The sequence below is a fragment of the Bacillus sp. SORGH_AS_0510 genome (assembly GCF_030818775.1).
Classification (GTDB): Bacteria; Bacillota; Bacilli; order Bacillales; family Cytobacillaceae; genus Neobacillus.
On sequence record NZ_JAUTAU010000001.1, the window covers coordinates 1,141,297 to 1,165,962 of the forward strand.

The following is a 24,666-nucleotide window of genomic DNA, read 5'->3' on the forward strand; positions in this document are numbered from 1 at the left end:
TAAAATTATATTTGCATATTCCGACTATTTGAAAAATTGGGAAGTAATACTCAATATAGTAAATTAGTAGGAATAATATTTTTGATACTATTTTAATAGGGGGGAAAGTAATAAATGAGTAAAAAGAATTATAATAACAAACGCAAAATTGCTACATACGCATTAGCTTCAGCTCTAGTATTATCTAACTTTGCTCTTGTTTCACCTACATCGGCTGCTTATAAGCCAGGTGACCTAGAGTCAAAAGTGCAACAATTAAAGCAAGCACAACAATTACAGCACGCAAGAACGTCTTTTAAAGCACAGGCAAAGAAAGCAGAAACAACTGCTACAGCTAACCTGAAAGCAACTGATAAGGTCCGTGTAATCGTTGAAGTGGATGGTCAAACTGCGGTTGAATATGCAACAAAGCAGGGGACATTATATAAACAATTATCAGAAGATAAAAAATCTTCACTCTCCGCTAAAGCGGAAAGCCAACAAAAGTCTGTTAAAGACAAAATCAGATCTAAAGGCGTAAACATTAAATATAAGCAGAAATTCTCCACAGCATTCAATGGATTCAGTGGTGAGATCGCTTATGGTGATCTTGATAAAATCAAATCTGTAGCAGGTGTTAAAGAGGTTTACTTAGCTAACGAATATAATCGTCCTAAAGTTGAGCCAAATATGAAAACGAGCCACAACTTCATTGAGTCTCGTACAACTTGGGAGAAAACAGGCTACAAAGGTGAAGGAATGGTTGTTGCCGTTATTGATACGGGTGTTGACCCATCCCACCGCGATTTTAAATTAACTGATGCTTCAAAAGAAGGTTTAACTAAAGAAGAAGTAGCACAAAAAGTTTCTGAAAATGGCTTAAAAGGTAAATTCTTCACAGATAAAGTTCCTTTCGGCTGGAACTATTATGATGGAAATGACACCATCCTTGATATTGGACCTGGTGCAAGCATGCACGGTATGCACGTAGCTGGTACTGTAGCAGCAAACGGGGACGAGTCAAAAGGTGGAATTAAAGGGGTTGCACCTGAAGCGCAAGTTCTTGCAATGAAGGTATTCAGTAACGATCCAATTTATCCGTCAACATGGTCTGACGTTTACCTTGCTGCGATTGATGATTCAATTAAACTAGGTGCAGACGTACTTAACATGAGCCTTGGAGATGTCGCTGCATTCTATCAAGAAGATAGTGCAGAAGACCTTGCAATCCAACGAGCAACTGCGAATGGAATTGTTTGTGCAATGTCTGCAGGGAACTCTAATCATATCGGCGATGGCTGGGATGACCCATATGCTAAGAACCCTGATATCGGCGTTGTTGGGGCACCAAGCTTAAACCCTGACGGTATTTCTGTTGCCGCTTCTGGTAACGAAGCATATCTATATGAGCATTCCTTTACATTGGAAGGAGCTGCCTCTGTCGCAAGCAAGGGATACGGTCTTGACGATTGGACGAAGCTTGTTGCAGACCATGGCGGTAAGCTAGATATCGTAAGTCTTGGCGGTAAACTTGGTAAGCCGGAAGACTATCAAGGTGTAGATGTAACAGGGAAAGTAGTACTCGTTAAGCGTGGAGAACTATCTTTTGCTGATAAAACTAAAAACGCATCACTAGCTGGTGCTGCAGGGATTATTGTTTACAATAGCAAGCTAGACGACTCTATTCCTTATAAAGATCAGGGTGGCTGGCAAATTCCTTTAGTAATTGTTTCAGGAAATGATGGTAAGGTACTTGAGGATGCTATTGCAGCTGGTCATACAACACTGCATGTTGATCAGTCAGCTAAAAATGAAAGTCCTGAAATGGGTCGTATGACAAGCTTTACTTCATGGGGAACAACTCCATCACTTGAGTTAAAGCCTGAGATCACAGCTCCTGGTGGAAATATCTATTCTACAGTTAACAACGACCAATACGAAGTAATGAGTGGTACATCCATGGCATCACCACATGTTGCTGGTGGATCCGCACTTGTTCAACAATACTTACAAACAGACAAGCGTTTCAGTAATCTTTCTGTTGCCGAGCGTACGCATCTTGCAAAAGTATTGTTAATGAATACTGCTAAAAATATTACGGATTTAAATGGCCAACCATTCTCACCACGCCGTCAAGGTGCTGGTATGATGCAAACATATGCAGCTGTTACAACACCTGCGTACTTTGTGAATAAGGCTACTGGTGATGCTAAGGTTGAATTAAAAGACTTCCAATCTAAGCAGTTCCAAATGACATTTACTGTTAAAAATATCTCTGATAAGTCAGTATCATATACTGTAAATACTGACGTATTAACAGATACGATTAAGAATTATGGCGAAGGTATTCCTGAATATAACGCATTAATTGCTGGAGACCTTGAAGGTGCAAAAGTTGATGCACCAAAAACTGTAACAGTACCAGCTGGAAAATCTGTTGATTTTACAGTTAAAGTAGATTTCTCAGATGCAAAAATTCCTGGAATTGATGCGGACGGTAAAAAGACTCTACTAGATTTAAGAAAAAATATTTTTGTTGAAGGTTCTGTCACATTAAAAGGTGCGGATGAAAATACACCTAACTTAACAGCGCCATACGTTGGATTCTATGGTAACTGGGACGAGCCAGCAAACTTAGATGGTTTTACTGCCCTTGGTGAAGAACGTTACTATGATTTACAGTACTATTTTGAAGGTGAAGGTGTAACAGATATTCTAAGTGATTTTGAAGGAGAAGAGGATTTCACTTCTGCAGTCCCTGAAAAGAACTTTATTGCTTTATCACCAAACGGTGATAAGTATACTGATTATATTAATCCACTTCCTGCGTTCTTACGAAATGGAAAAGAAGTTCAGTTCAACATTTTGGACAAGGATGGCAACCAGCTTCGCCGTGTGAAAGCAGAATCAGATGTGTATAAGAATGCATATGATGGCGGCAGCGGTGCTCCATATTCTTATAAGGAAGACCGTACTTGGGATGGAACAGTAAAAGGTAAACCAGTTGCAGACGGTTTATACTACTACGAAATCAAATCTGTAATTGATTATGCTGGTGCTAAGTGGCAATCCAAGAAGATTCCAGTATATGTTGATACAACTGCACCACAAGTGACTGCGAAATACGATCCTGAAAAATCTGTAGTTTCTTGGGAAACGAAAGAAGATGGAACAGGCGTAGAAGTGTACGGTGTGTTCGTAAATGGCAAGTTGGTTGATACTACTGACGGTAAAGCAACTTCTTACCAATTAACTGATGCACCAGAAAAAGCAATCGTTGAAGTATTGGCAATGGACTATGCTGGTAACGTTGGTGATGATACAGCTGCAATTGGTGATGTTGAATTGCCATTAATCGTTATTTCTAACGGTGAAAAAGATTCAAAAGGTAACTATGTGCCAAATTCACCTGAGCCATGGGGTGCATATGATTCAAAAGATATCCATGTTGAAGGTTTTGTATCCGATGATATCGGCTTAAAGGCCTTGAAAGTGAACGGAAAAGCAACTGAATTCACACTTGGTGAAGACGGTAACTATCACTTCTCAACAACGGTGACTTTTGCTAAAGATGGATTATATGATGTACAGGTTGAAGCAATCGATCACTCTAATAAGTCCTTCTCAATTGCTCGTAAGGTATACGTTGATACTACTAAACCAGTAATCAATGTAAATGCACCTGAAAGAGTAGATAAGAAAGTTGATAAAGTTACATTGAAGGTTAACCTACAAGATAACTTTAACTACTTAAACTTCTTTGTAGATGGAGATCACGAATTTGAAGTACCGGTTGTAAGCCCTGTTGATGTATTAAATCCATTAAGCAAGGATTATGAAGTAACACTTCCACTTAAGGAAGGCGAAAACAAATTTACGTTAAAAGCGACTGACCTTTCTGGTAACGAAACTGTGAAAGAAGTTGTGGTTAACCGTAAAGATGCTGAAAAACAACCTGTAGTGAAGAATGGCTGGAGCTTAGAAGGCGGTTCTTGGTACTACTATGTGAAAGATGTTAAAGCTACTGGTTGGGTGAAAGATACAGACGGTAAGTGGTACTTCTTGAAGAAAGATGGCAAGATGGCTACTGGCTGGGTATTTGATGGCGGTTCTTGGTACTACTTAACGAAGTCTGGTGCAATGAAGACTGGCTGGTTACTAGAAGGTGGCAAGTGGTATTACCTAAATAGTAATGGCGCGATGGCTACTGGCTGGAAACAAGTTAACGGCAAGTGGTACTACCTATACAAATCCGGTGAAATGGCTGCTAACACAACTGTTGATGGCTATAAGCTTGGTAAAGACGGAGCTTGGATTAAGTAATTTCCTCTCCACTGAAGGCGAACAGATGTCTAATCTGTTCGCCTTTTTTTAATGAATTATAAGAATGAATAACATTCGACTTCGAGAATTGTCCAGCTCCAGCGCCTAACCCCTCGGGTCAAATAACCTTCTGCAAGTAAAGTCAAAGAGCGACTTTTCTTGCAGAAGAACATTTGCCTGTCGGGGCTGATCAAGGCGCTTCCGCTTTTCTAATTTATTCTATTAAAAAAACATTGACCGAATTCTATCTCTCTACTAAAATTGGGGTAGCATTTAGATTTTTCTGTCAATTATGTTATAACTTACTAGATTGAAATAATTTAAGTGTGTTGATATTAGAGGGGGAAGACAAGGTCATGAGCCTGAGGTCATTAAAAAAGAAAAGAAAAATGGCATCGTATGTTTTAGCTTCAGCTTTGGTTCTATCAAACCTTGGTTTTGTTGCACCAGCGTCTGCTGCAACACCAACACAAGGAGCACAAAAAAATTATGCACCTTTGATTGAAAAGTTTAAACAACACTTGAAATTAACAGATGGAAATAAGAAAGAATTAAAGAGTAAAATCAAGGCTAATTTCAAAGCGACTGACAAAGTCAGGGTTATTGTTGAGATTGATGGGCAAACACCTGTGGAACAAGCAACCAAGCAGGGCAAGCTTTACAAGGAGCTTCCTGAAACAACAAAAGCTTCATTAGCATCAAAGATAAGCAATCAGCAGAAAGCGGTAAAGGACAAAATTAAAGCAAAGGGAGTCAAACTTACATATAAGAATCATTTTTCCACGGCTTTTAATGGATTCAGCGGTGAACTGACCTATGGCGACCTATCTAAGCTTGAGGAAATTGAAGGGGTCAAGCATGTCTATTTGGCGCGTGAATACAAGCGCCCGCTTGAAGAGCCAACCATGAAAAACAGCAAGTCTTATATCCAAACAAGTGCTACTTGGGCGGACGCTGGTCTGAAGGGTGAGGGAATGGTCGTTTCCGTTATCGATACAGGTGTCGATCCATCACATAAAGATTTTGTCCTGACAGATGCAACAAAAGAAGGACTAACGAAAAATGAAGTGGATACTCTAGTGAAGCAAAAGGGCCTTAAAGGTAAATTTTTCACAGATAAAGTGCCATATGGTTACAATTATTTTGATCAAAATGATACCATCCTTGACAAGGGACCTGATACAGGAATGCACGGAATGCACGTGGCTGGTACGGTTGCGGCTAATGGGGATGAAGAAAATGGCGGTGTGAAAGGAGTAGCACCTGAATCTCAAGTGCTTGCAATGAAGGTCTTCAGTAACGACCCACTTTTCCCGTCGACTTGGTCTGATGTGTACCTGGCAGCCATTGATGATTCGATCAAATTGGGTGCAGATGTTATTAACATGAGTCTTGGTGACGATGCATCCTTTTATAATGAAGAAAGTGCTGAGGATGTAGCAATCACAAGAGCAACAAATAACGGGATTGTTTGTGCGATTGCTGCAGGGAACGCCGGAGCGATTTCCTATGGCTGGGGCGAAAATCCATACTCTAAAAATCCTGATATCGGTGTAGTTGGTTCACCAGGTCTGAATCCTGACAGCATTCAAGTTGCAGCATCTGGAAATTTAGCATATGAATACGAAACGGGGCTTACTGTTGATGGAGTAGACGGATTTACGGGTGTTGGTTATGGTGTGGATGACTGGTCAAAGCTTACAGAATCCGGCCAATCATTAGAATTAGTCAGCCTTAATGGTGCTTTTGGTTATCCTGAGGATTATGAAGGGATCGATGTGGCTGGAAAAGTGGTCCTTGTTCAACGTGGGGATCTCTCATTCGCAGATAAAGCCTGGATTGCAGCAGAAGCAGGGGCTGTAGGAATTATCGTCTATGACGATCATGGCTCTGCTTTTTATAAAAATCAAGGTGGCTGGGATATTCCGTTTATGCTGATTTCCCAGGCAGAGGGTCAGACCCTTGAAACAGCAATTGCAGATGGACATACTACCTTGCACATCAATCAGTTGAACCGTCAAGTTGACCCAGAATCAGGACGAATGACGGAGTTCTCTTCATGGGGAACGACACCTAGTCTGGAATTAAAACCGGAAATTACAGCTCCAGGCGGAAAAATTATTTCTACATTAAATGATAATCAATATGGGGAAATGAGCGGTACGTCCATGGCGTCACCACACGTGGCAGGTGGAGCCGCACTTGTCCAGCAATATCTCCATCAGGACAAGCGTTTCGCATCACTTTCTGTCAGCGATCGTACTCATTTAGCCAAAACGTTATTAATGAACACTGCCAAGGTCATTACGGATGTGAACGGACAAGCATTCTCGCCGCGCCTTCAGGGTGCAGGGATGATGCAAACGTATAATGCTGTAAAAACTCCTGTGTACGTAGTGAATAAAAGCAATGGTCAGGCGAAGGTTGAACTGAAGGATTTTACGACTAAAGATTTTACTATGACGTTGACCGCTAAAAATATTTCAACAACAGATGTGACGTATGACGTCCTTACCGATGTTTTAGCAGATACCATTCAGCAAAATTCTGAAGGGGAAGATCATAATGCCCTAATCGCCGGTAATCTTCAGGGGGTAAAGGTCGATGGCCCTAAAAAAGTAACAGTTGAAGCTGGAAAGTCCAAGGATATTACGATCCATGTAGATATCAGTCAGGCAAAGGTTCCTGCCATTGATGCTGATGGAAATAAAACAACGATGGACCTCAAAGAAGATATGTTTGTAGAAGGCTTTGTTCGTTTGGTAGATAGCGACCGCAACACGGATGGGAAAAAAGAGTTGAGTCAGGATCTGACTATTCCTTATGTAGGGTTTTATGGAAAATGGGATCGCCCGTCGATTTTGGATGGCTTCAAAGACCTAGGAGAGTCCCGCTTTTTTGATCTTCAAGGGATGTTTAACAACGAGGATGAGGATGGAAATTCAGTCGAAGAACCTGTTCATGACATGCTTTCAGACGATTGGTTCTTAGAGCCTGTTCCAGATCGCGGCTTATATGCGTTTTCACCGAATGGTGACTGGCTTCACGATGACATCAGCACTTTGCCATCCTTAATGAGAAATGCTGCAGACCTTCAATTTAATATTTTAGATGAAAATAAAAAATTGCTTCGCAGAGTAAAAACGGAAAAAGATGTGCGAAAGAGTTATTTTGCAGACGGTTTCGGAGTGCCGTTTTCCTACAGCTATGACCGCGCATGGGATGGTACTGTGAAAGGCAAAACAGTCAAAGATGGATTATATTATTATCAAATCAAGTCTGTGATTGACTATGCAGGTGCACAATATCAAACAAAAGAGATCCCAATCCTAGTGGATACTACGGAGCCGCAGATTAGCCCGAGATATAACGAGAAAACATCATCTGTTGTTTGGGATACAGTGGAGAAAGGTTCCGGTGTAGCTGCTTACGGAATATTTGTAAATGGCGAATTTGTCGATGAAGTGACTCCTGATGTGAATCGCTATAAATTAAGTAATCTTCCAGAAAGTGCAATCGTTGACGTGCTTGCCTATGATTATGCATATAATTTCGGCGGTGGAACTGTTGCTATTGGCGATGTAACAGACGCTGCTCCAGTGATTTTCGTAGATGATTGGACTACCGTTCCATATGGGGCATACAACACGATGACAGTTCCTGTAGCTGGAATGGTTCAAGAAGATTTAGGGTTAAAGTCATTGACGGTAAATGGACAAGAAGTGAAAACCACTTATCTTGGTGGTGCGTATATGTTCCAGACGACAGTCAGTTTCCAAAAAGATGGTTTCTACGATATTATCGTAAAAGCGGTAGATAAATCGGATCAAACGACTTCGATTTCACGGAAGGTGTTCATTGATACAACTGCACCAGTAATTAATGTTGATGCTCCGAACCTTGTTCCGAAAAATGTGGAAGAGGCAACCTTAAAGTTCAACCTTAAGGATAATTACAATTATCTATCTTTATTTGTCGATGATAATCACGAATATGAAAAAGCGGTTGTGAGCCCGGTGGATGTGATGGTACCAGCTAATGATCATATTGAAGTAAAGGTACCATTAGAAATCGGTAAAAATATTATCAAGCTTAAGCTTCGCGACCTTGCTGGCAATGAAACATTAAGAGAAATCGTAATTAACCGAGCAAATGTAACAGGTTGGAAGCAAGAAAACGGATCATGGTATTACTATAACAATAGTGTGAGGGCAACAAACTGGGTAAAGGTTCGCAATACATGGTATTACCTTGGCAGTGATGGAAAAATGCAAACTGGCTGGGTTAAACACCACAACAAATGGTACTTCCTCAATAAATCAGGGGCAATGGCTGTGAATCAATGGGTGCTTTACCAAAACAAATGGTACTACCTAGGTGGAGATGGTACGATGCAATCGGGATGGATTTCTCCAAATGGCAAATGGTACTACCTAAATAGTAACGGTCAAATGGTCACAGGTTGGAAGCAATTGGGGGGGAAATGGTACTTCTTCTCCAACAACGGTCAACTCGCTGTCAATACAACGATTAACGGCTATAAACTTGGCAGTGACGGTGCGTGGATAAAATAAGGTAAGTAAATGAAGACGAGCAAAAGCTTGTCTTCATTTTTATTTCAAAATAAGAAAGTATAAAATTCGCCTATGAGAATTGTCCAGCGCCTAGCCAGTTTTCATCCTGATTATTCTTCCTTGAGTAACTTGTAACAATCATGCCTTGATAAAGCGATGATTGTTATAGCTCGGGTCAAATAACCTTCGGCAAGTAAAGTCAAAGAGCGACTTTTCTTGCCGAAGAACATTTGCCTGTCGGGGCTGACCAAGGCGCTTGCGCTTTTCTTAGTAACCAGTTATTCCCTTTATATGACAATCTTACTAATTGCGACACAATTTTCAATTTTTTTGTTGAAAAATTGCTTTAAAATGAGAAAATAATAGAGTACTACTATTTTTTTAAAAGGAGGTTTGTAATTTCATAAAAATTAATAACATAACAACAGATCCTTGAGTTGGGAAATTAACTTTATTTCCCATATCCAAAAATATGGTAATTTAGTATAATCATCATAGAAAAATTTGCGATTACAGCTAATTCAAGTCAAAAATAGATAGATTAATAGAGAGAATAATTTTTCACGGGGGGAAACAGATTGAAGAAAAAACGTGTCACTGCGTTTGTACTGGCCACCATGTTGTTCTCTTCCACAGCTTCTGGTGCTTCCGCAGCTGGAACCTACACTTGGAAGTATCAGAACAACAGCTGGTATTACCTGTCGCCAACAGGTAAGGCTGTAACAGGATGGGTACAATATAATAAACAATGGTACTACCTTGGCAGTAACGGAGTAATGAGAACTGGCTGGCTCCTAGACAAAAACCTATGGTATTTCCTCGATAAGAAAAGCGGTGCGATGAAAACGGGCTGGCTGAAGGATAATAATATTTGGTACTACCTTTTATCAAGCGGTGCGATGAAAACTGGCTGGCTCCTCGATAAAAATCTATGGTATTTCCTCGATAAAAGTGGTGCGATGAAAACCGGCTGGATTGTCGATAAAGACCTCAAGTACTATTTAAATCCAAGCGGAGATATGGTTACAGGTCAAAAATTCATTGATGGAAAACCATATGTGTTCAATTCATCAGGTGCACTAAATACGAATCCAATTACTGGCTGGTTCCGCGATGGTTCCATCGTTATGTACTTTGATCAAACGGGTGTCATGCATACTGGTTGGTTAGAGAATGACATGAATAAGTATTATTTTAAACAAGATGGTCTTATCCATACTGGCTGGTTAACAGAAAATGATCGAAAGTATTTCTTTAATAGTGATGGAAAGATGCAAGTTGGTTGGTTAATTGACGGTGGCCAAAGATATTACCTTGGTGCAGATGGCGTCATGCAAACCGGTTGGCTGAACGAAGGCGGAAAGACTTATTATTTAGGCACAGACGGTGTTATGTATAAAGGCTGGCTCACCGAGGGTGATAAGAAGTTTTACCTGACTGAGGATGGAAGTATGGCAACCGGCTGGAAAACCATTGGTGATCAGCGGTATTACTTTAGTACAGATGGTGTTATGCAAACGGGATGGATAACGGAAGAAGGCTCCTCTTACTATCTAGCCACAGATGGGACTATGTACAAGGGGTGGCTGACTGAAGGAGATAAAAAGTTCTTTTTCGGTGCCGATGGAAAGATGCTTACTGGTCTTCAAACTGTTGAAACACAGCTTTACTATTTTGGCACAGATGGAATCATGCAGACTGGTGGCTGGGGATTTGTCAATAATAAGTGGTACTACTTTGGTGCCGATGGTACAGCATCTAAGGGTTGGTTGACTGAAGGAGAGAAGAAGTATTATCTAGATACAGATGGTTCCATGGTAATTGGCTGGAAGTTCCTAAATAATAATACTTGGTATTATTTTAATAGTAATGGAACGATGGCCACTGGCTGGGTACTTGATAAAAATAAATGGTACTATTTGAATACAAATGGAGAAATGCAGACCGGTTGGCTGACCGAAAATAGTTCCACCTATTATTTAAACAGAAGTAGTGGCGAAATGGTAATTGGTTGGTTAGCAATTGATAATAACTGGTACTATTTTGATACAAACGGAAAAATGGTAACAAGTGAAAAAGTTATTGATGGTAAGACGTATAACTTCTTTCCAAATGGTGTACTAAATACTGGTCCTGTTGTGAAAACAACCAGTTACAATTATTCGTTCCAGGAAATGCTTGATATTGAAATGAAGAAAAATCCGCAAACGGATAAGTACAGATACGCTAAGGCATATGTCAGCAGTGATTTTGTTCTAAAAGATTTAAAAGACCCAACCAAGGGAGTGGTCACCTCAACTACACCGCTCAATGTCCGAGAAGACACGAATACGAATTCATTTATTTTTGGAGCCTTGAAGAGCGGTGCTTCAGTAACCATTGTTTCGACGGTTGGTAATTGGTATGAGATTAAATATGATACATGGCGAAATGCAAAAGCAGAAGATGTTAGCTATTATCTTAATCCGAATACCTTTAGTTCTAACAGTACAGAGTATTTCCAGTTCCTACTTTTAAGTAAGAGTGCTGGAACGTCAGCGCAAGACTTAAACGCGAAAACACTTACCGGAAAAGGAATTTTACAAGGAAAAGGGCAAGCGTTTATTGATGCAAGTAAGCAATACAATGTGAATGAAGTATATCTAATTTCACATGCACTGCTTGAGACAGGAAATGGAACGTCACAATTAGCCAAAGGAATAGTGGTTGATACGGTGGATGGAAAAGCCGTTGAACCAAAAACGGTTTACAATATGTATGGTATAGGTGCGATTGATAGCTGTCCTAATACGTGTGGTGCGCAATATGCTTATAAGCAGGGGTGGTTTACTCCTGAAGCAGCGATTATTGGCGGAGCACAATTTATTGGACAAGGCTATATTAATGCGGCAGCACCACAAAATACGCTGTATAAGATGAGATGGAATCCGCTTAATCCCAATCACCAATATGCAACAGACATTGGTTGGGCAGCAAAACAAACCAACAATATTAAAAAAATCTATGATTCTTTAAGCTCGTATACATTGTATTACGACATTCCTCAATATAAATAGATAGATTAGGACTGTGCTAATGTGCACAGTCCTTTTGTCTCTTTTTATCGAAATTTGTCTATGTTATCCTTGCAAAGGAAAAAATTCTACTAGATTAGAAGATTGCTAGGGGAGGGTGAGGAATGAAGAGATTTGTGACGTCTATGATGCTAGTTCAACTATTGGCTCTTCCGCTACAAGCTGCTGCTGAAGAAACCACTGAGCCGATATCTGCTGAAATAGACTCGTCGAAAGCCGGCCAACCGGAGGCTACGACCGATGTAAGTGTAGAAAATAATGAAAGCATAGAATCTAATTCATCGTCTGCTACTCAAAACGGGGAACCATCCACTGTTGTTGATACACAGCAAACTGATTCTACAACACAATCGGAAACCAATCCAGCTGGCTGGACGCAGATTGATGGAAAGTGGTACTTTTTCAATCCAGTAACAGGTGAGAAGAAGACCGGCTGGCTTGAGGACGAAAATACGTGGTATTATCTTGATGCATCTGGAGTCATGCAAACGGGCTGGGTATTTGATCAGAACCACTGGTACTTCCTGAAATCAAGCGGTGCCATGATGACCGGCTGGATTTCCGATCAAGGGCAATGGTATTTCCTTGCACAAAGTGGTGCCATGATGACCGGCTGGGTTTACGATCAAGGGCAATGGTATTTCCTTGCACAAAGTGGTGCTATGATGACCGGCTGGGGTTTACGATCAAGCCCATTGGTACTTCCTAAAGGCTTCAGGAGCGATGGTTAAAGGTTGGTTCGTGGATGATGATAGCTGGTATTATACCTATTCAAACGGCATCATGGCAGCCAATACCACAATTCAAGGATATACACTGGGAAGCAACGGTGCCTGGATCGCTAATCTCGTGAATCCAAAGCAGGCCTATTCGTATAATGACTTAATGGCGGATATAAATAAATTCAAACGGAATTTTCCAGGATTTATTCAGACCCAAATTATTGGAAAGTCAGTTGACGGCAGGAATATTTACGCTATTAAGCTAGGCAGAGGAGAAAAGGAAATCTTTTTCAACGGTTCGCATCATGCGCGCGAACATATGACAACAAATGTGTTGATGGAAATGCTGGATCAATACGCTTCCTCTTACTCGGCCAAGCGTAATTTCAATAGCTATAACGTAAGAGACCTGTTAAATAAGGTTTCCATCTGGTTTGTCCCAATGGTCAATCCTGATGGGGTTATGCTCGTACAAGAAGGAGCTTCTACAGCTAAAAACCCTCAATATGTAATACAGCTAAACGGAGGGAAGACAGATTTTTCTTCGTGGAAAGCAAACATACGTGGCGTGGACTTGAATCGTCAATATCCTGCGGACTGGGCAAATATTGCAAATAACACGGGGAAACCAGCTCCAGAGAATTTCAAAGGCTATCAACCATTAAGTGAGCCAGAAGTTCAAGCGGTTTCCAATTTTGTGAAAACACATCATTTTAAAATTGCCACAGCGTATCACTCTTCTGGACGCATTCTATATTGGAACTTTCATCAAGCGACGGCAGCATATAACCGTGATTACCAAATTGCTCAAAAGTATTCTAAGTTAACGGGTTACAGTTTAGTGTTTCCAGGACCAAATCCAAGTGGGGGCGGCTTCACCGATTGGTTTATTCAGGACATGAAGATGCCTGGATTCACACCGGAGATTTCCACTCATACATACAGTAAACCAGTACCGCTTTCAAACTTTGATACCATTTGGAAAGAAAACCAATCAGCAGGGTTATTGCTGGCAGTGGAGGCACTCAAGCTCTAAAGGGATAGATCATTCTATCTCTTTTTTTGATGAGAAAAAAATGTATTTTCTAATCATGGTAAATACTAGCCAATAATCGACATATTTTTGTTTACAGAAATTTGGGCTTGAGTTACAATAAAAATACATTCAATTTTTGAATATATCGGAGGTCCATTCAATGGAACAGCACTCATTTCAATTATTAGAGGCGATTAATAAAAATGCCAACTTAAATCAAAAAAAGATGGCTGAGATCTGCGGGATTTCAATCGGAAAGGTCAATTATCTGATCCATGATTTAACGTTCGGAGAGTATATTTACAGCGAAAAAAAGGGTAGAAATATCAGCTATTTTTTAACACAAAAAGGAATTGATTCGTTAAAGAATGGAATCGAAGCTTTTCATGATAAAAAGGTTAATATCCATCAAGAACCGTTAACAGAGATTAAACAGGCTGTTATTTTAGCAGCAGGCTCTAGAAAAGACTTTAACAAACCTGCAGGGTTAATGCCTATTGATGATACCACATTATTAAAAAGGAATGTAGATATTCTACAGGAAAACGGCATTAATCATATCGTTATTGTCACTGGCTACCAACACGAAGCCTTGGAAGAGTTTCCAGAATTCAGTCATCTACACTTTGTCCATAATCCCAAATATAAATGGACCGGTTCAATGGCGTCATTAGCACTCGCGTATGAGTTCATTTCTGAGGATATTCTCCTCATTGAAGATGATATTTTAATTGAAGAACGTGCGATAAAGGAAATGCTTATGCATCCACAACGCGATAGCGTTCTGATCACGGATGAAAGCGGCTCGGGAGACGAGGCATTTGTAGAGCTAAGAAATGGTTATCTTTATAAAGTAGCAAAAGATATTCATCAATTCAACCATGTTGATGGTGAAATGATTGGTTTCAGTAAGCTATCCTATGAAGTTTTTACAAAAATGGTCAATGACTATAAAGAAAACAACAAGAATCCATTTATGAACTATGAATATATGCTGCTTGATGTATCCAGACATTATAATATTGGCTTTCTAAAAATGCACAACCTGATTTGGGGAGAAATTGATAGCCGACAGCATTACGATATCATCATTAATAAAACTTATCCGATTCTTAAAAGAAAAGAAGCGGAGTTCAGAGAAATTCAAATCAAGAGCTACTTAATGGAGGCCCTTGATCTGGCCTATGAAGACATTCAAGAAATCCAGCCGTTTGGCGGAATGACCAACAAGAACTTTAAGGTAACGGTCAATGATAAGGAGTATGTTCTCCGGATTCCTGGAAATGGAACCGAGCAGATGATCAACCGTAAAGAGGAGAAGATTAATTCGACTCTAGTTAGTCAACTTGGCATCGATACAGAAATCGCATATTTTAATGAAGAATCAGGCGTCAAAATTGCTGAACTAATTCCCAATGCGGAGACATTAACGGGAAAAACAGCTAAACGTCAGGATTACATGACGTTAACAACGGCAGTTCTTAGAAAGCTTCACGAATCTGGTATAGAGATGGCCAATCGATTTGATGTGTTTGAAAATATTACAAAGTATGAACAATTGATGGAGGAAGCCAATGGGCAGCCTTATGAACATTATGATGAAGTAAGAGCGCAGGTTATGGTTTTAAAGGATGTTTATCAAGGGATGAATATTGAATTAAAACCATGCCACAATGACTTGGTTCCCGAGAACCTAGTGAAAAGCGGGACTGATAAGGTGTATTTAATCGACTGGGAATATGCTGGTATGAACGACCCGATGTGGGATGTCGCGGCACACTCGATAGAATGTGAGTTTACACCAGAGGATGAGGAATTGTTCTTATCGCTTTACCTACAACAGGATGAAGTTCCACTCGACATTCAACAAAGAGTACTAATGAATAAAATCTTCCAAGATTTCCTTTGGAGCATATGGACAATTATTAAAGAAGCCAAGGGTGATGACTTTGGTCAGTACGGAATTAATCGCTTTAACAGAGCTAGAGAGAATTTAAATCATGAATTGATAAGGGAGTTGGCATACTCGTATGAAAAATAAGGGGATTTTCTTCGGTTTGTTCTCAGGCTTCACCTGGGCGCTTGACACCGTTTTAATTGGAATGGTTTTAGCAAAAGCATTGTTTGTTTCATCAGATGCAGTTATTTTCCTAGCACCACTAGTTAGTACGTTTTTCCATGATATGCTTTCTAGCTTTTGGATGATGGCCTATATGGCCTTCAGAGGAGAATTAACTACCTCATTTAAAAAATTAGCAACACGCAGCGGACGATTTGTTGTCTTAGGCGCTTTACTTGGTGGACCAATTGGAATGACGGGTTATGTGCTTGCAGTTAAATATTTAGGTGCCTCCCTGTCGGCTTCTATTTCAGCAGTGTATCCAGCGATTGGTGCCTTCTTTGCTTTCTTATTATTAAAAGACAGATTAACGTTAAAAAACTGGATTGGCCTTTTTATTAGTATCTTATTCATTTTTATCTTAGGCTTTGCTGGCGGCGAGCCGTCTCCTAGCTTTATTCTTGGATTCTCGTTTATTCTTTTATGTATCTTCGGTTGGGGAATGGAATGTGTAATCCTTGCTTATGGAATGAAGGACGACGAAATAACACCAGAGCAAGCCTTGCAAATTCGTCAAGTAGTTTCAGCTGTCACATATGCAGCTCTGATATTACCATTTTTCAACGCCTACCCGCTTGTTGGCGAAGTGTTTAAGAGCAGTGAATTGTGGCTAATCGCCGGGGTTGCCCTTTCTGGAACGGCTTCGTATGTGTATTACTATAAAGCAATTTACGTTATGGGACCAACTCGTGCCATGGCCTTAAATATTACGTATGCAGCATGGGCGATTATTCTAAGTGCCATCATTTTAGATACTCCGATTACCCTTAAAGCCGTTCTTTGTAGTATTATGATTTTATTAGGATCCATACTGACTGTCGCTACTAAAGACGAGTTAAAATGGATGAATCTGATTAAAGGCAGGAGAACCGCTTAATTATGAGAGCTATTTTACTAGCAGCAGGAATGGGCACAAGATTGCGACCACTAACATTAACTACACCTAAGTCCTTGGTTGAAGTCAATGGGAAACCAATGCTCGAGCAGCAGGTGGAATTCCTTCAAGAAGTCGGCGTGGAGGAAATCATCGTAGTTACTGGATATTTGAAGGAAAAGTTCGAGTACCTGAAAGAAAAGTACGGCGTTACGCTTGTTCATAATGATAAATACGATGTGTATAACAATATTTACACGATGTATTTGGTAAGAGAGTATCTTCCAGGCTCGTACGTGATTGATGCCGATGTCTTTTTGAAAAATAACTTCCTTTTGCGTGATCCGAAGAAATCGATGTACTTCAGTTCACGAAAGCCAGAGTTTAAGGCTGAATGGATGATTCGCTACGATGACAATTTTAAGGTCTATGACATTGAAGTTGGCGACGGCGAGCATGATTACATTTTATGCGGCATCTCGTATTGGTCAGAGGAAGATGGGCGTTATATCGTTAAGAAGCTGGAGGAAGAGGTCGCTGGCGGAAACTTCAAGGATTTATATTGGGATGACATTGTTAAGGACAATATTCGCGACCTTAATGTGTATCTACAGGAGATCCACCCGGACGACAGCTATGAAATTGATTCCTTAGAGGACCTGGAGAAAGTAAAACGGCGTTTGGCGATGGGGAATAACTAGAGCATGATGAAGCGAGAGGGCACTATGAATAGAGTGCCCTTTTTCTGTTAAATGAAAAGTTTGCTTTTTTTTGGATGGACGAGGAAAAGTAGAAGTCGAAGGGAGCTACATCTACTTTTTCCTGGAAAGAAGGAGGAAAAGTAGAAGTAGAAGGGGTCTACGTCTACTTTTTCCTGGAAAGAAGGAGGAAAAATAGAAGTAGAAGGGAGCTACATCTACTTTTTCCTGGAAAGAAGGAGGAAAAGTAGAAGTAGAAGGGGTCTACGTCTACTTTTTCCTGGAAAGAAGGAGGAAAAGTAGAAGTAGAAGGGGTCTACATCTACTTTTTCCTGGAAAGAAGGAGGGAAAGTAGAAGTAGAAGGGGTCTACGTCTACTTTTTCCTGGAAAGAAGGAGGAAAAGTAGAAGTAGAAGGGGTCTACGTCTACTTTTTCCTAAAAAGAAACTGGAAAAGTAGAAGTAGAAGGGGTCTACATCTACTTTTTCCTAAAAAGAAACTAGAAAAGTAGAAGAAGAAGAGGTCTACATCTACTTTTTCCTAAAAAGAAACTGGAATAATAGAAGAAGAAGAGGTCTACATCTACTTATTCCTAAAAAGAAACTGGAAAAATAGAAGTAAAAGGGATCTACGTCTACTTTTATCCAAAAAGAAACTGGAAAAGTAGAAGTAGAAGACACCTACATCTACTTTTCTCCAAAAAGAAACTGGAAAAATAGAAGTAGAAGGGAGCTACGTCTACTTCTTCCTAAAAGGAACTGCAAAAGTAGCTACGGTTACTTTCCCTAATAAAAAGCAGAGGTAGAGACACCTACTTCTGCTTACCTACAAAAAAGTCTAATTGGCAAGTGGTTCCCACATTATTCATAAAAAAGCCATCTTCCAAACCCATTTGCCTTATAGTATTTATTTAATACTCGTCTTATGGTATTATCCGACAAAACTCCACCGCACCACTCCAGCACCGCACTAGTAGTAATCTTTCGATCCGGAAACAACAACTTTAGTTCCTCCACACAACGTACTACTGCAGCATCAACTGTTTCGTGGTGGTCACAATCCTTACAGACTAGCATTTTATGATCAACGCAAACACTAAACGATTGGCATAAACAACAAATAAGCCCTTTACGTTGCTGACCATATTCGTAATGAAGCAACCTCGGATAAGGGGATTCCACAAAATGCAACGAATCTAATAGCTCGGCCAACTGTTTATGTTTTCCAGTAAGATTTCTTGTCGTCGTATTTAATTTCTTCATTAGTGAATCAATCTGTGTAGGAAATATTAGGGGTTTATTTTTTGGTGCTTGATATAGTGTGAAATGGGGGTTAATAAAAACTACATTTGATTCAAGAGGAATCCTAAAGCCGTGTTTTTGCAGTAATTGGCGGAAGAGAGAGTCACAGCGCTTTAGCTGATCAAGTGAGTTCGTAATTTTTGTCCCATTCTTAGAGTAAAACTCACCATTTTCATAATAATGATCGCCTTCATTATTTTTAACATCAAAAAGGTGTAAATTATCTTTAATTATCAATGTATCAATCTGGAATTTATTATTATTAACCTGAGCAACAAATCATTTAATATATAACAATCACTTTGAATCTGTTCCGTTAATAAATCAAACATTACTTCCCCTTCGTATCCCTTCTTAAGGCTATAATAATTCTTTTTATCTTCTTCCGGTAACTCCATCCTGGCATTTAAGCTTCTTAATATAGTTAATTCCTGCCGTTCCGTGCGAGGTTTAAAAGCCATAAAGCACATCCCTTCATATATTTATCTAACTCTATTTTCATTTTAATAAAATTTCTCACTCGAAGGTAAATAGTGTTTGAACATTTCTTGAAGAATTTCCAAGATGTATGTCGAATTAAGGTGGAAACGCATGGAAAATATGTTACCCTTAAAGATAGAATAATAGATTGAGAGGAGAAGGGAATTGAAAAAAGTACTATTTCGTAGTTTTTTAGTTGTATTTTTATTACTGGGTTTATTTCATAGTAAGGCTTCGGCAGCAACTAATACTGCAACACAAATGAGTGTTATTTCAATTAACGTACCTATCTTTAAAGAGAATCCAAACGTAGAAAAATCAGAACAACTTGCAGAATTGTCTTTTAATGATCAGGTTACTGTCTTAGAAGAGGTACGAAATACGGCAAAAGTCGAGTTTGGGAATGGCAAGGTTGGATGGGTTTACAAAGAATATTTAAGTAACGATATTTCAAAACAAACATGGCTTGTAAAAAAGTGGAGGAATTTGAAGGACGCCCCTGGTTTTAATTCAAATATTATTGGTCAACTTGATGATCACTCCAAGGTAACAGTTCTAGGCTATGATGCGACCACTCATTACTATCAAGTTCAAACTATGATCAATGGTAAGTTGCAGCAGGGATGGATTTATGGTTGGTATATGGATATCAATGACCAGCCAAGAACTACGGATGGTGGTAGTAATGTCATTCCTTATGAATTTGAAAAAGAAGGAAAGGTTACAAACTCTATCTCTTTGTTTACTCCTCTAGACACTTTTTCAAATGTTACGGCAAATGAAATTAACCGTTTCATTGATTATAAAACACAGGAAGCAAGTAGCAAAATGAAAGGAATGGGTGCATCCTACATTGAAGCCCAGAATGTTACAGGTTTAAACGCTATCTATCTTTTAGCACATTCTGGCCTAGAGTCTAAATGGGGAAAGTCTGATATAGTTGGTACCAAAAATAACTATTATGGTATCGGTGCAGTGGATTTTGATCCTATGGTAAGTGCACATAAGTTTGACACGCCAAGTAAAGGAATTATCAATGGAGCAAATTATATAAAAGATCATTATGTTAGTTGGGATAAAACCATTGAAGACCCAATGTATCCGTTTTATTCCCAACCCACTCTTGATAATATGAGATTTAATAGCGGTTATCACCAATATGCAACCGATCCCGCTTGGGCTGGGAAAATTGCTAATATTGCAAAAGAATTTTATGAATTCACCTTTGCGAATGGTGAGAAAATCAAAAAAGGCTGGTATAAAGAAGGACAGAATAGTTATTATTTTGATCAGAATGGAAAAATGTTAACTGGAAATCAAACATTTGACGGTAAAAATTTCTTTTTCTATGATAACGGATACCTCAAAACAGGATGGCAAAATGTTGGAGGCAAATGGTTTTATGTCTATGTTAATGGTACCGGTAATGGTGCCTATAAAACTGGCTGGTTCCTCGACAACAACAAAAAATGGTACTACCTAAACACCCAATCTGGTGCCATGCTTACTGGATGGCAACCTATTAATGGCAAATGGTATTTCCTAGACAAGAATAATGGGGATATGAAAACCGGTTGGCTCTCTGACAGCGGGAAATGGTATTTCCTAGACCAGAAAAATGGCGATATGAAAACCGGGTGGTTATACACCGGTGGTAAGTGGTATTACTTGAATAGCAGTGGTGCCATGCAAACAGGCTGGATCAAGCTTGGTACTAAATGGTACTACTTATACAAAGATGGCCATATGGCTGCAAACACAACGGTTGACGGATACCGTCTAGGAAAAGACGGGGCCATGCTTTAATCAGGAAGGAATCACCCTTTGGTGGTTCCTTTTTTAATTGGCTGTATTAAAGAAGCGTGTTGATTTTTGTCCCCAGAGTGCCTGGAGCAGATCAACAGGCAAGTTTAACAGACTTTTCAATTTTAAAGAATTAAGATGTGACCAAAGTCAAAAATTCTGTTACATTTCTGCAAAAAAGGATGGAAATCCGTTAAGAGTTCAAGAGTATTTGACAAACTTCGCCCTTTCACCTGGAAAACTCTTACATACTATAGGGTGAAGGTCACGGAAATAACGTGCTAAAATACCTGCGTTTTTACCATTTTTCAGAAAAATCCAACAAAAAGTCGAATAAGGTCAGTTTTTGAAACATTCCTGTAATAATATTAAAAAATAACTGTAAATTAAAACTAGTAATTTATATGAGATACTAGATTTAACAAATAGAGACAGAGAGAAATAGAAACACGGAGGTTATCATGAAGAAGTTAATAGTCGGTGGTCTACTATCATGTTCTTTACTTTTGAGCGGATTTATTGGTGGACAAAAAGCAGAAGCATCATCATTTGGAGATAAAGTTACAGATATTGCGCTGGATTATATAGGAGTTCCATATGTTTGGGGAGGAACAACACCAAGTGGTTTTGATTGTTCTGGATTTACAAGCTATTCATACAAGCAAGCAGGTGTTTCAATCCCACGTACAGCTTCTGAGCAATATACAAAAGGGCAAGCGGTTTCAAAAAGCAATTTAGTGGAAGGCGATCTTGTATTCTTTAGTACATATAAGGCTGGAGCTTCACACGTAGGAATCTACTTAGGGGATAACAAATTTGTTCATGCATCGTCTAGTGCAGGTGTAAAGATTAGTTCTTTAACAGAATCCTATTATTCTAGAACATATATTGGTTCAAAGCGAATTGGCAATTATAACAATGGTTGGGTATTGTCTGGAAGAAATTGGTACTTCTACAAAGATGGTGTTATGCAAAAATACTGGATTAAAGATGGCGGTACATGGTATTACTTAGAATCAAATGGGGTAATGAAAACCGGTTGGTTATTATATAAAAATGACTGGTACTATTTTGCTTCAAGTGGTGCGATGTTAACTGGTTGGGTTTATTCCGGAAGCCATTGGTATTATCTTAACGCTGACGGCGATATGGCGAAAAATACAGTCATTGATGGATATCGCATTGGCAGTGACGGTGCTTGGATTGAATAACAAATATTATAAGAAAAAGCGAAACCAAAGTGATCATTTGGTTTCGCTTTTTTTGTGTTCAACAGCTACTATTAACTATTTAATTTTTGCTAAAATATATAAAATTTTACTATAATAAGGAAATTGTTTTGATATATAATGAATCTAGTATAGAAAGGGGTCTAATAGAAGATGAATAAAATAAGTAAAGTAATGCTAGCTTCTGCATTGTCGCTATCATTAATGACACCATTGAATACGAAGGCAGCCGGACTTACAGACAAGGTTTTAGAATCAAAACCAGCTGGAATTCAAAACGTTAATTTGTCAAAAGAATCTTTTAAACAAAAGGCATTACATGAATTGCGATTACCAAAAACAACCGTACATACACAAACGGCACCTCAACCTCATGTGTCAACTCCTGAGGCAAGTAGTCCACAGGGTGTAAATGATGCAGTAAAGTTCAATGATACCAAATTGGCAGGCGCTGTCCGCGAAGCATTAGGGCTAAAAGCTGGTGAAACCATTACCGTAGGTAAAATAGCCAATCTAACAGATTTAGAAGCATCGGGCTTGAATATTACTGATTTAACTGGTTTAGAGTTTGCTGTAAATTTATCGTATTTGGGTCTTTCATATAATAATATTAGTAATCTATCTAAATTAAGTACCTTAACAAAACTAGAGAATTTAAATTTAGATAGTAATAATTTAGGGGACAGCAGTCTTGCCTCGCTGAGTGGGTTGCAATCCTTAGTGAATTTAGACATTTCTAGCAATAATATTAGTAATCTATCTAAATTAAGTACCCTAACAAAACTAGAGAATTTAAATTTAAATAGTAATAATTTAGGGGACAGCAGTCTTGCCTCGCTGGATGGGTTGCAATCCTTAGTTTATTTAGATCTTTCCAGCAATAATATAAGTGATGTTTCTGGCCTGAGGGAATTACAAACATTACAGCAATTAGATCTATCAGATAACCAGGTTACAAATCTAACTGCATTGAATCAACTACCAGCTTTAGTGTATCTGGGAGTAGCAAATAACCAACTAGGAAACAGCAGTCTTGCATCGCTCAATGGGTTGCAATCTTTAGTGTATTTAGACCTTTCCGGTAACAATATCAGTGAAGTTTACGGCTTGAATGATTTACCGGAGTTAATTGGCTTAGGGTTATCAGAGAATAATTTCAGTGACCTCTCGTCTATAAAAGTCCTAACAAATCTTAAGATGCTAGATTTAACAAATAGCGGTATTACTGATATTTCACCATTAAGCAGTCTTACAAATTTGACTATTTTATCACTATGGGAGAATAGCATTACAGATATTTCTTCATTATCGAATTTAAAATCCTTGGAAAGTTTGGATTTGGAATCAAATAATATTACGAACTTACAGCCGTTAAGCGGCCTTTCTAATTTGTCTTACTTATATATTTCCTCTAATCCAGCATCTGACCTTAGCCCTTTGCTGGATTTAGCAAATTTGTCTTTTATCATGTTGACAGATATGCCTAATCTTGACCTTACTGAGGGTTCTCCAGCTATGCAGGTTATTGAAGAATTGCTAGCAAATGGTGTTGACGTGCAGTATGATGGGAATTACGACCCAGGACTAGAATATGGATGGACTACAGATGATGAAGGAAACCTTTATTATTATGATGAAGATGGTAATATGGCAACCGGCTGGTATGAAATCGATGATGTAAAATATTACTTTGACCTTGATAGTGGTGTGTTAGCCATCAATAAATGGATTCAGGATGGTAAACAATGGTATTATGCTGACTCAGAAGGTATGATGGTTACAGGGGTTCAAAAAATTAATAATGTCTATTATTTCTTTGATCAAGCAGGAGTCATGAAAACCGGGTGGGCATATGATGGTTATCATTGGTATTATGCTGATAGCAAAGGCTCTCTGAAAACGGGTTGGCTTTATGAAAAAGGAATTTGGTATTATTTAAATCCGGATGTAAACTCCTACGGTCAAATGGCAACAGGTGTCCATATGGTGGGAAGCACACCATATTATTTTAACCGCAGTGGAGCGATGAAAGCCAATGGCTGGGTTTTTGACGGTACTTATTGGCATTATGCTAAAAGCAGTGGTGCATTATACAATAAGACATGGTTTTTATATGGAGGCAAATGGTACTATTTCAACAATTACGGTGACTCTGTTGTCGGAAGAAACCTAATTGGCAAAACGTATTATTACTTTAATAAGAGCGGAGCCATGGTAACTGGTTGGGTAAAACAAGCAGGTACAGCTTATGACTATCGTTATTATAATAGCAATGGTTCTGAACTGCGTGGCTGGTTAAAGTATAAGAATGCTTGGTACTATTTTACTAACGATGGATTAATGGTCCACGGGACATATTTAACAATTGGTAAGGAAGTTCATTCTTTTAACTCTGATGGAAAGTGGACAGGATCAAAGCCGATAAACTAAACATATCAGTGTTAAATATATAAA

General features: G+C 39.0%; 12 protein-coding genes. 11 read left to right on the forward strand and 1 reads right to left on the reverse strand.

Going from position 1 to position 24,666, the window contains the following annotated elements; genetic code table 11:
* The first annotated feature begins 114 nt into the window (after positions 1–114).
* The 8 genes from QE429_RS05890 (at position 115) to QE429_RS05925 (ending at position 17,402) form a co-directional block, all read left to right on the forward strand.
* Complete coding sequence (locus QE429_RS05890) at positions 115–4,302, forward strand: S8 family serine peptidase (protein ID WP_307285113.1); 4,188 nt, start codon at positions 115–117, stop codon at positions 4,300–4,302.
* A 356-nt stretch (positions 4,303–4,658) separates the two neighbouring features.
* Positions 4,659–8,876 carry a S8 family serine peptidase gene (locus QE429_RS05895; protein ID WP_307285115.1) on the forward strand — a complete coding sequence of 1,406 codons (4,218 nt, stop codon included), beginning with the start codon at positions 4,659–4,661 and terminating at the stop codon, positions 8,874–8,876.
* A 578-nt stretch (positions 8,877–9,454) separates the two neighbouring features.
* On the forward strand, positions 9,455–11,932 hold the full coding sequence (locus QE429_RS05900; protein WP_307285117.1) for a glucosaminidase domain-containing protein: 2,478 nt from the start codon (positions 9,455–9,457) through the stop codon (positions 11,930–11,932).
* 122 nt (positions 11,933–12,054) lie between these two features.
* A complete protein-coding gene (locus tag QE429_RS05905; protein ID WP_307285120.1) occupies positions 12,055–12,681 on the forward strand; it encodes a hypothetical protein in 627 nt (208 codons plus the stop codon).
* Positions 12,674–13,708, forward strand: a complete 1,035-nt coding sequence (locus QE429_RS05910; RefSeq protein ID WP_307285122.1) for a M14 family metallopeptidase — start codon at positions 12,674–12,676, stop codon at positions 13,706–13,708. Before QE429_RS05905 ends, QE429_RS05910 begins: the two co-directional genes overlap by 8 nt.
* Positions 13,709–13,868: 160 nt before the next feature.
* Entirely contained in the window at positions 13,869–15,749 is a 1,881-nt protein-coding gene (locus QE429_RS05915) for a phosphotransferase (protein ID WP_307285124.1), read from the forward strand.
* A complete protein-coding gene (locus tag QE429_RS05920) occupies positions 15,739–16,704 on the forward strand; it encodes a DMT family transporter (protein ID WP_307285126.1) in 966 nt (321 codons plus the stop codon). The genes QE429_RS05915 and QE429_RS05920 overlap by 11 nt, the downstream gene beginning before the upstream one ends.
* Positions 16,705–16,706: 2 nt before the next feature.
* Positions 16,707–17,402: an NTP transferase domain-containing protein gene (locus QE429_RS05925; RefSeq protein ID WP_307285128.1), complete on the forward strand. Its 696-nt coding sequence runs from the start codon at positions 16,707–16,709 to the stop codon at positions 17,400–17,402.
* Positions 17,403–18,259: 857 nt separating this feature from the next.
* Here QE429_RS05925 and QE429_RS05930 read toward each other — a convergent pair.
* Positions 18,260–18,937, reverse strand: coding sequence for a nuclease-related domain-containing protein (locus QE429_RS05930; protein WP_307285133.1), 678 nt, complete (start codon positions 18,935–18,937; stop codon positions 18,260–18,262).
* Between the two features lie 408 nt (positions 18,938–19,345).
* Here QE429_RS05930 and QE429_RS05935 point away from each other — a divergent pair, with 408 nt between their 5' ends.
* The 3 genes from QE429_RS05935 to QE429_RS05945 all read left to right on the forward strand — a co-directional run bounded on the left by QE429_RS05935 (position 19,346) and on the right by QE429_RS05945 (position 24,642).
* Positions 19,346–20,986 (forward strand): glucosaminidase domain-containing protein, encoded by a 1,641-nt coding sequence (locus tag QE429_RS05935; RefSeq protein WP_307285135.1) that lies wholly within the window; start codon positions 19,346–19,348, stop codon positions 20,984–20,986.
* A 458-nt stretch (positions 20,987–21,444) separates the two neighbouring features.
* Positions 21,445–22,194: an NlpC/P60 family protein gene (locus QE429_RS05940; protein ID WP_307285138.1), complete on the forward strand. Its 750-nt coding sequence runs from the start codon at positions 21,445–21,447 to the stop codon at positions 22,192–22,194.
* Positions 22,195–22,365: 171 nt separating this feature from the next.
* Positions 22,366–24,642, forward strand: a complete 2,277-nt coding sequence (locus QE429_RS05945; protein WP_307285141.1) for a leucine-rich repeat domain-containing protein — start codon at positions 22,366–22,368, stop codon at positions 24,640–24,642.
* The last annotated feature ends 24 nt before the right edge of the window (positions 24,643–24,666 follow it).

Excerpts from the sequence above, each read along its gene's own strand:
- QE429_RS05890 (WP_307285113.1), top strand. The coding sequence starts at position 115 with ATGAGTAAAAAGAATTATAATAACAAACGCAAAATTGCTACATACGCA.
- QE429_RS05945 (WP_307285141.1), top strand. The coding sequence starts at position 22,366 with ATGAATAAAATAAGTAAAGTAATGCTAGCTTCTGCATTGTCGCTATCA.
- QE429_RS05915 (WP_307285124.1), top strand. The coding sequence starts at position 13,869 with ATGGAACAGCACTCATTTCAATTATTAGAGGCGATTAATAAAAATGCC.
- QE429_RS05910 (WP_307285122.1), top strand. The coding sequence starts at position 12,674 with ATGGTTAAAGGTTGGTTCGTGGATGATGATAGCTGGTATTATACCTAT.
- QE429_RS05940 (WP_307285138.1), top strand. The coding sequence starts at position 21,445 with ATGAAGAAGTTAATAGTCGGTGGTCTACTATCATGTTCTTTACTTTTG.
- QE429_RS05920 (WP_307285126.1), top strand. The coding sequence starts at position 15,739 with ATGAAAAATAAGGGGATTTTCTTCGGTTTGTTCTCAGGCTTCACCTGG.
- QE429_RS05925 (WP_307285128.1), top strand. The coding sequence starts at position 16,707 with ATGAGAGCTATTTTACTAGCAGCAGGAATGGGCACAAGATTGCGACCA.
- QE429_RS05905 (WP_307285120.1), top strand. The coding sequence starts at position 12,055 with ATGAAGAGATTTGTGACGTCTATGATGCTAGTTCAACTATTGGCTCTT.
- QE429_RS05895 (WP_307285115.1), top strand. The coding sequence starts at position 4,659 with ATGAGCCTGAGGTCATTAAAAAAGAAAAGAAAAATGGCATCGTATGTT.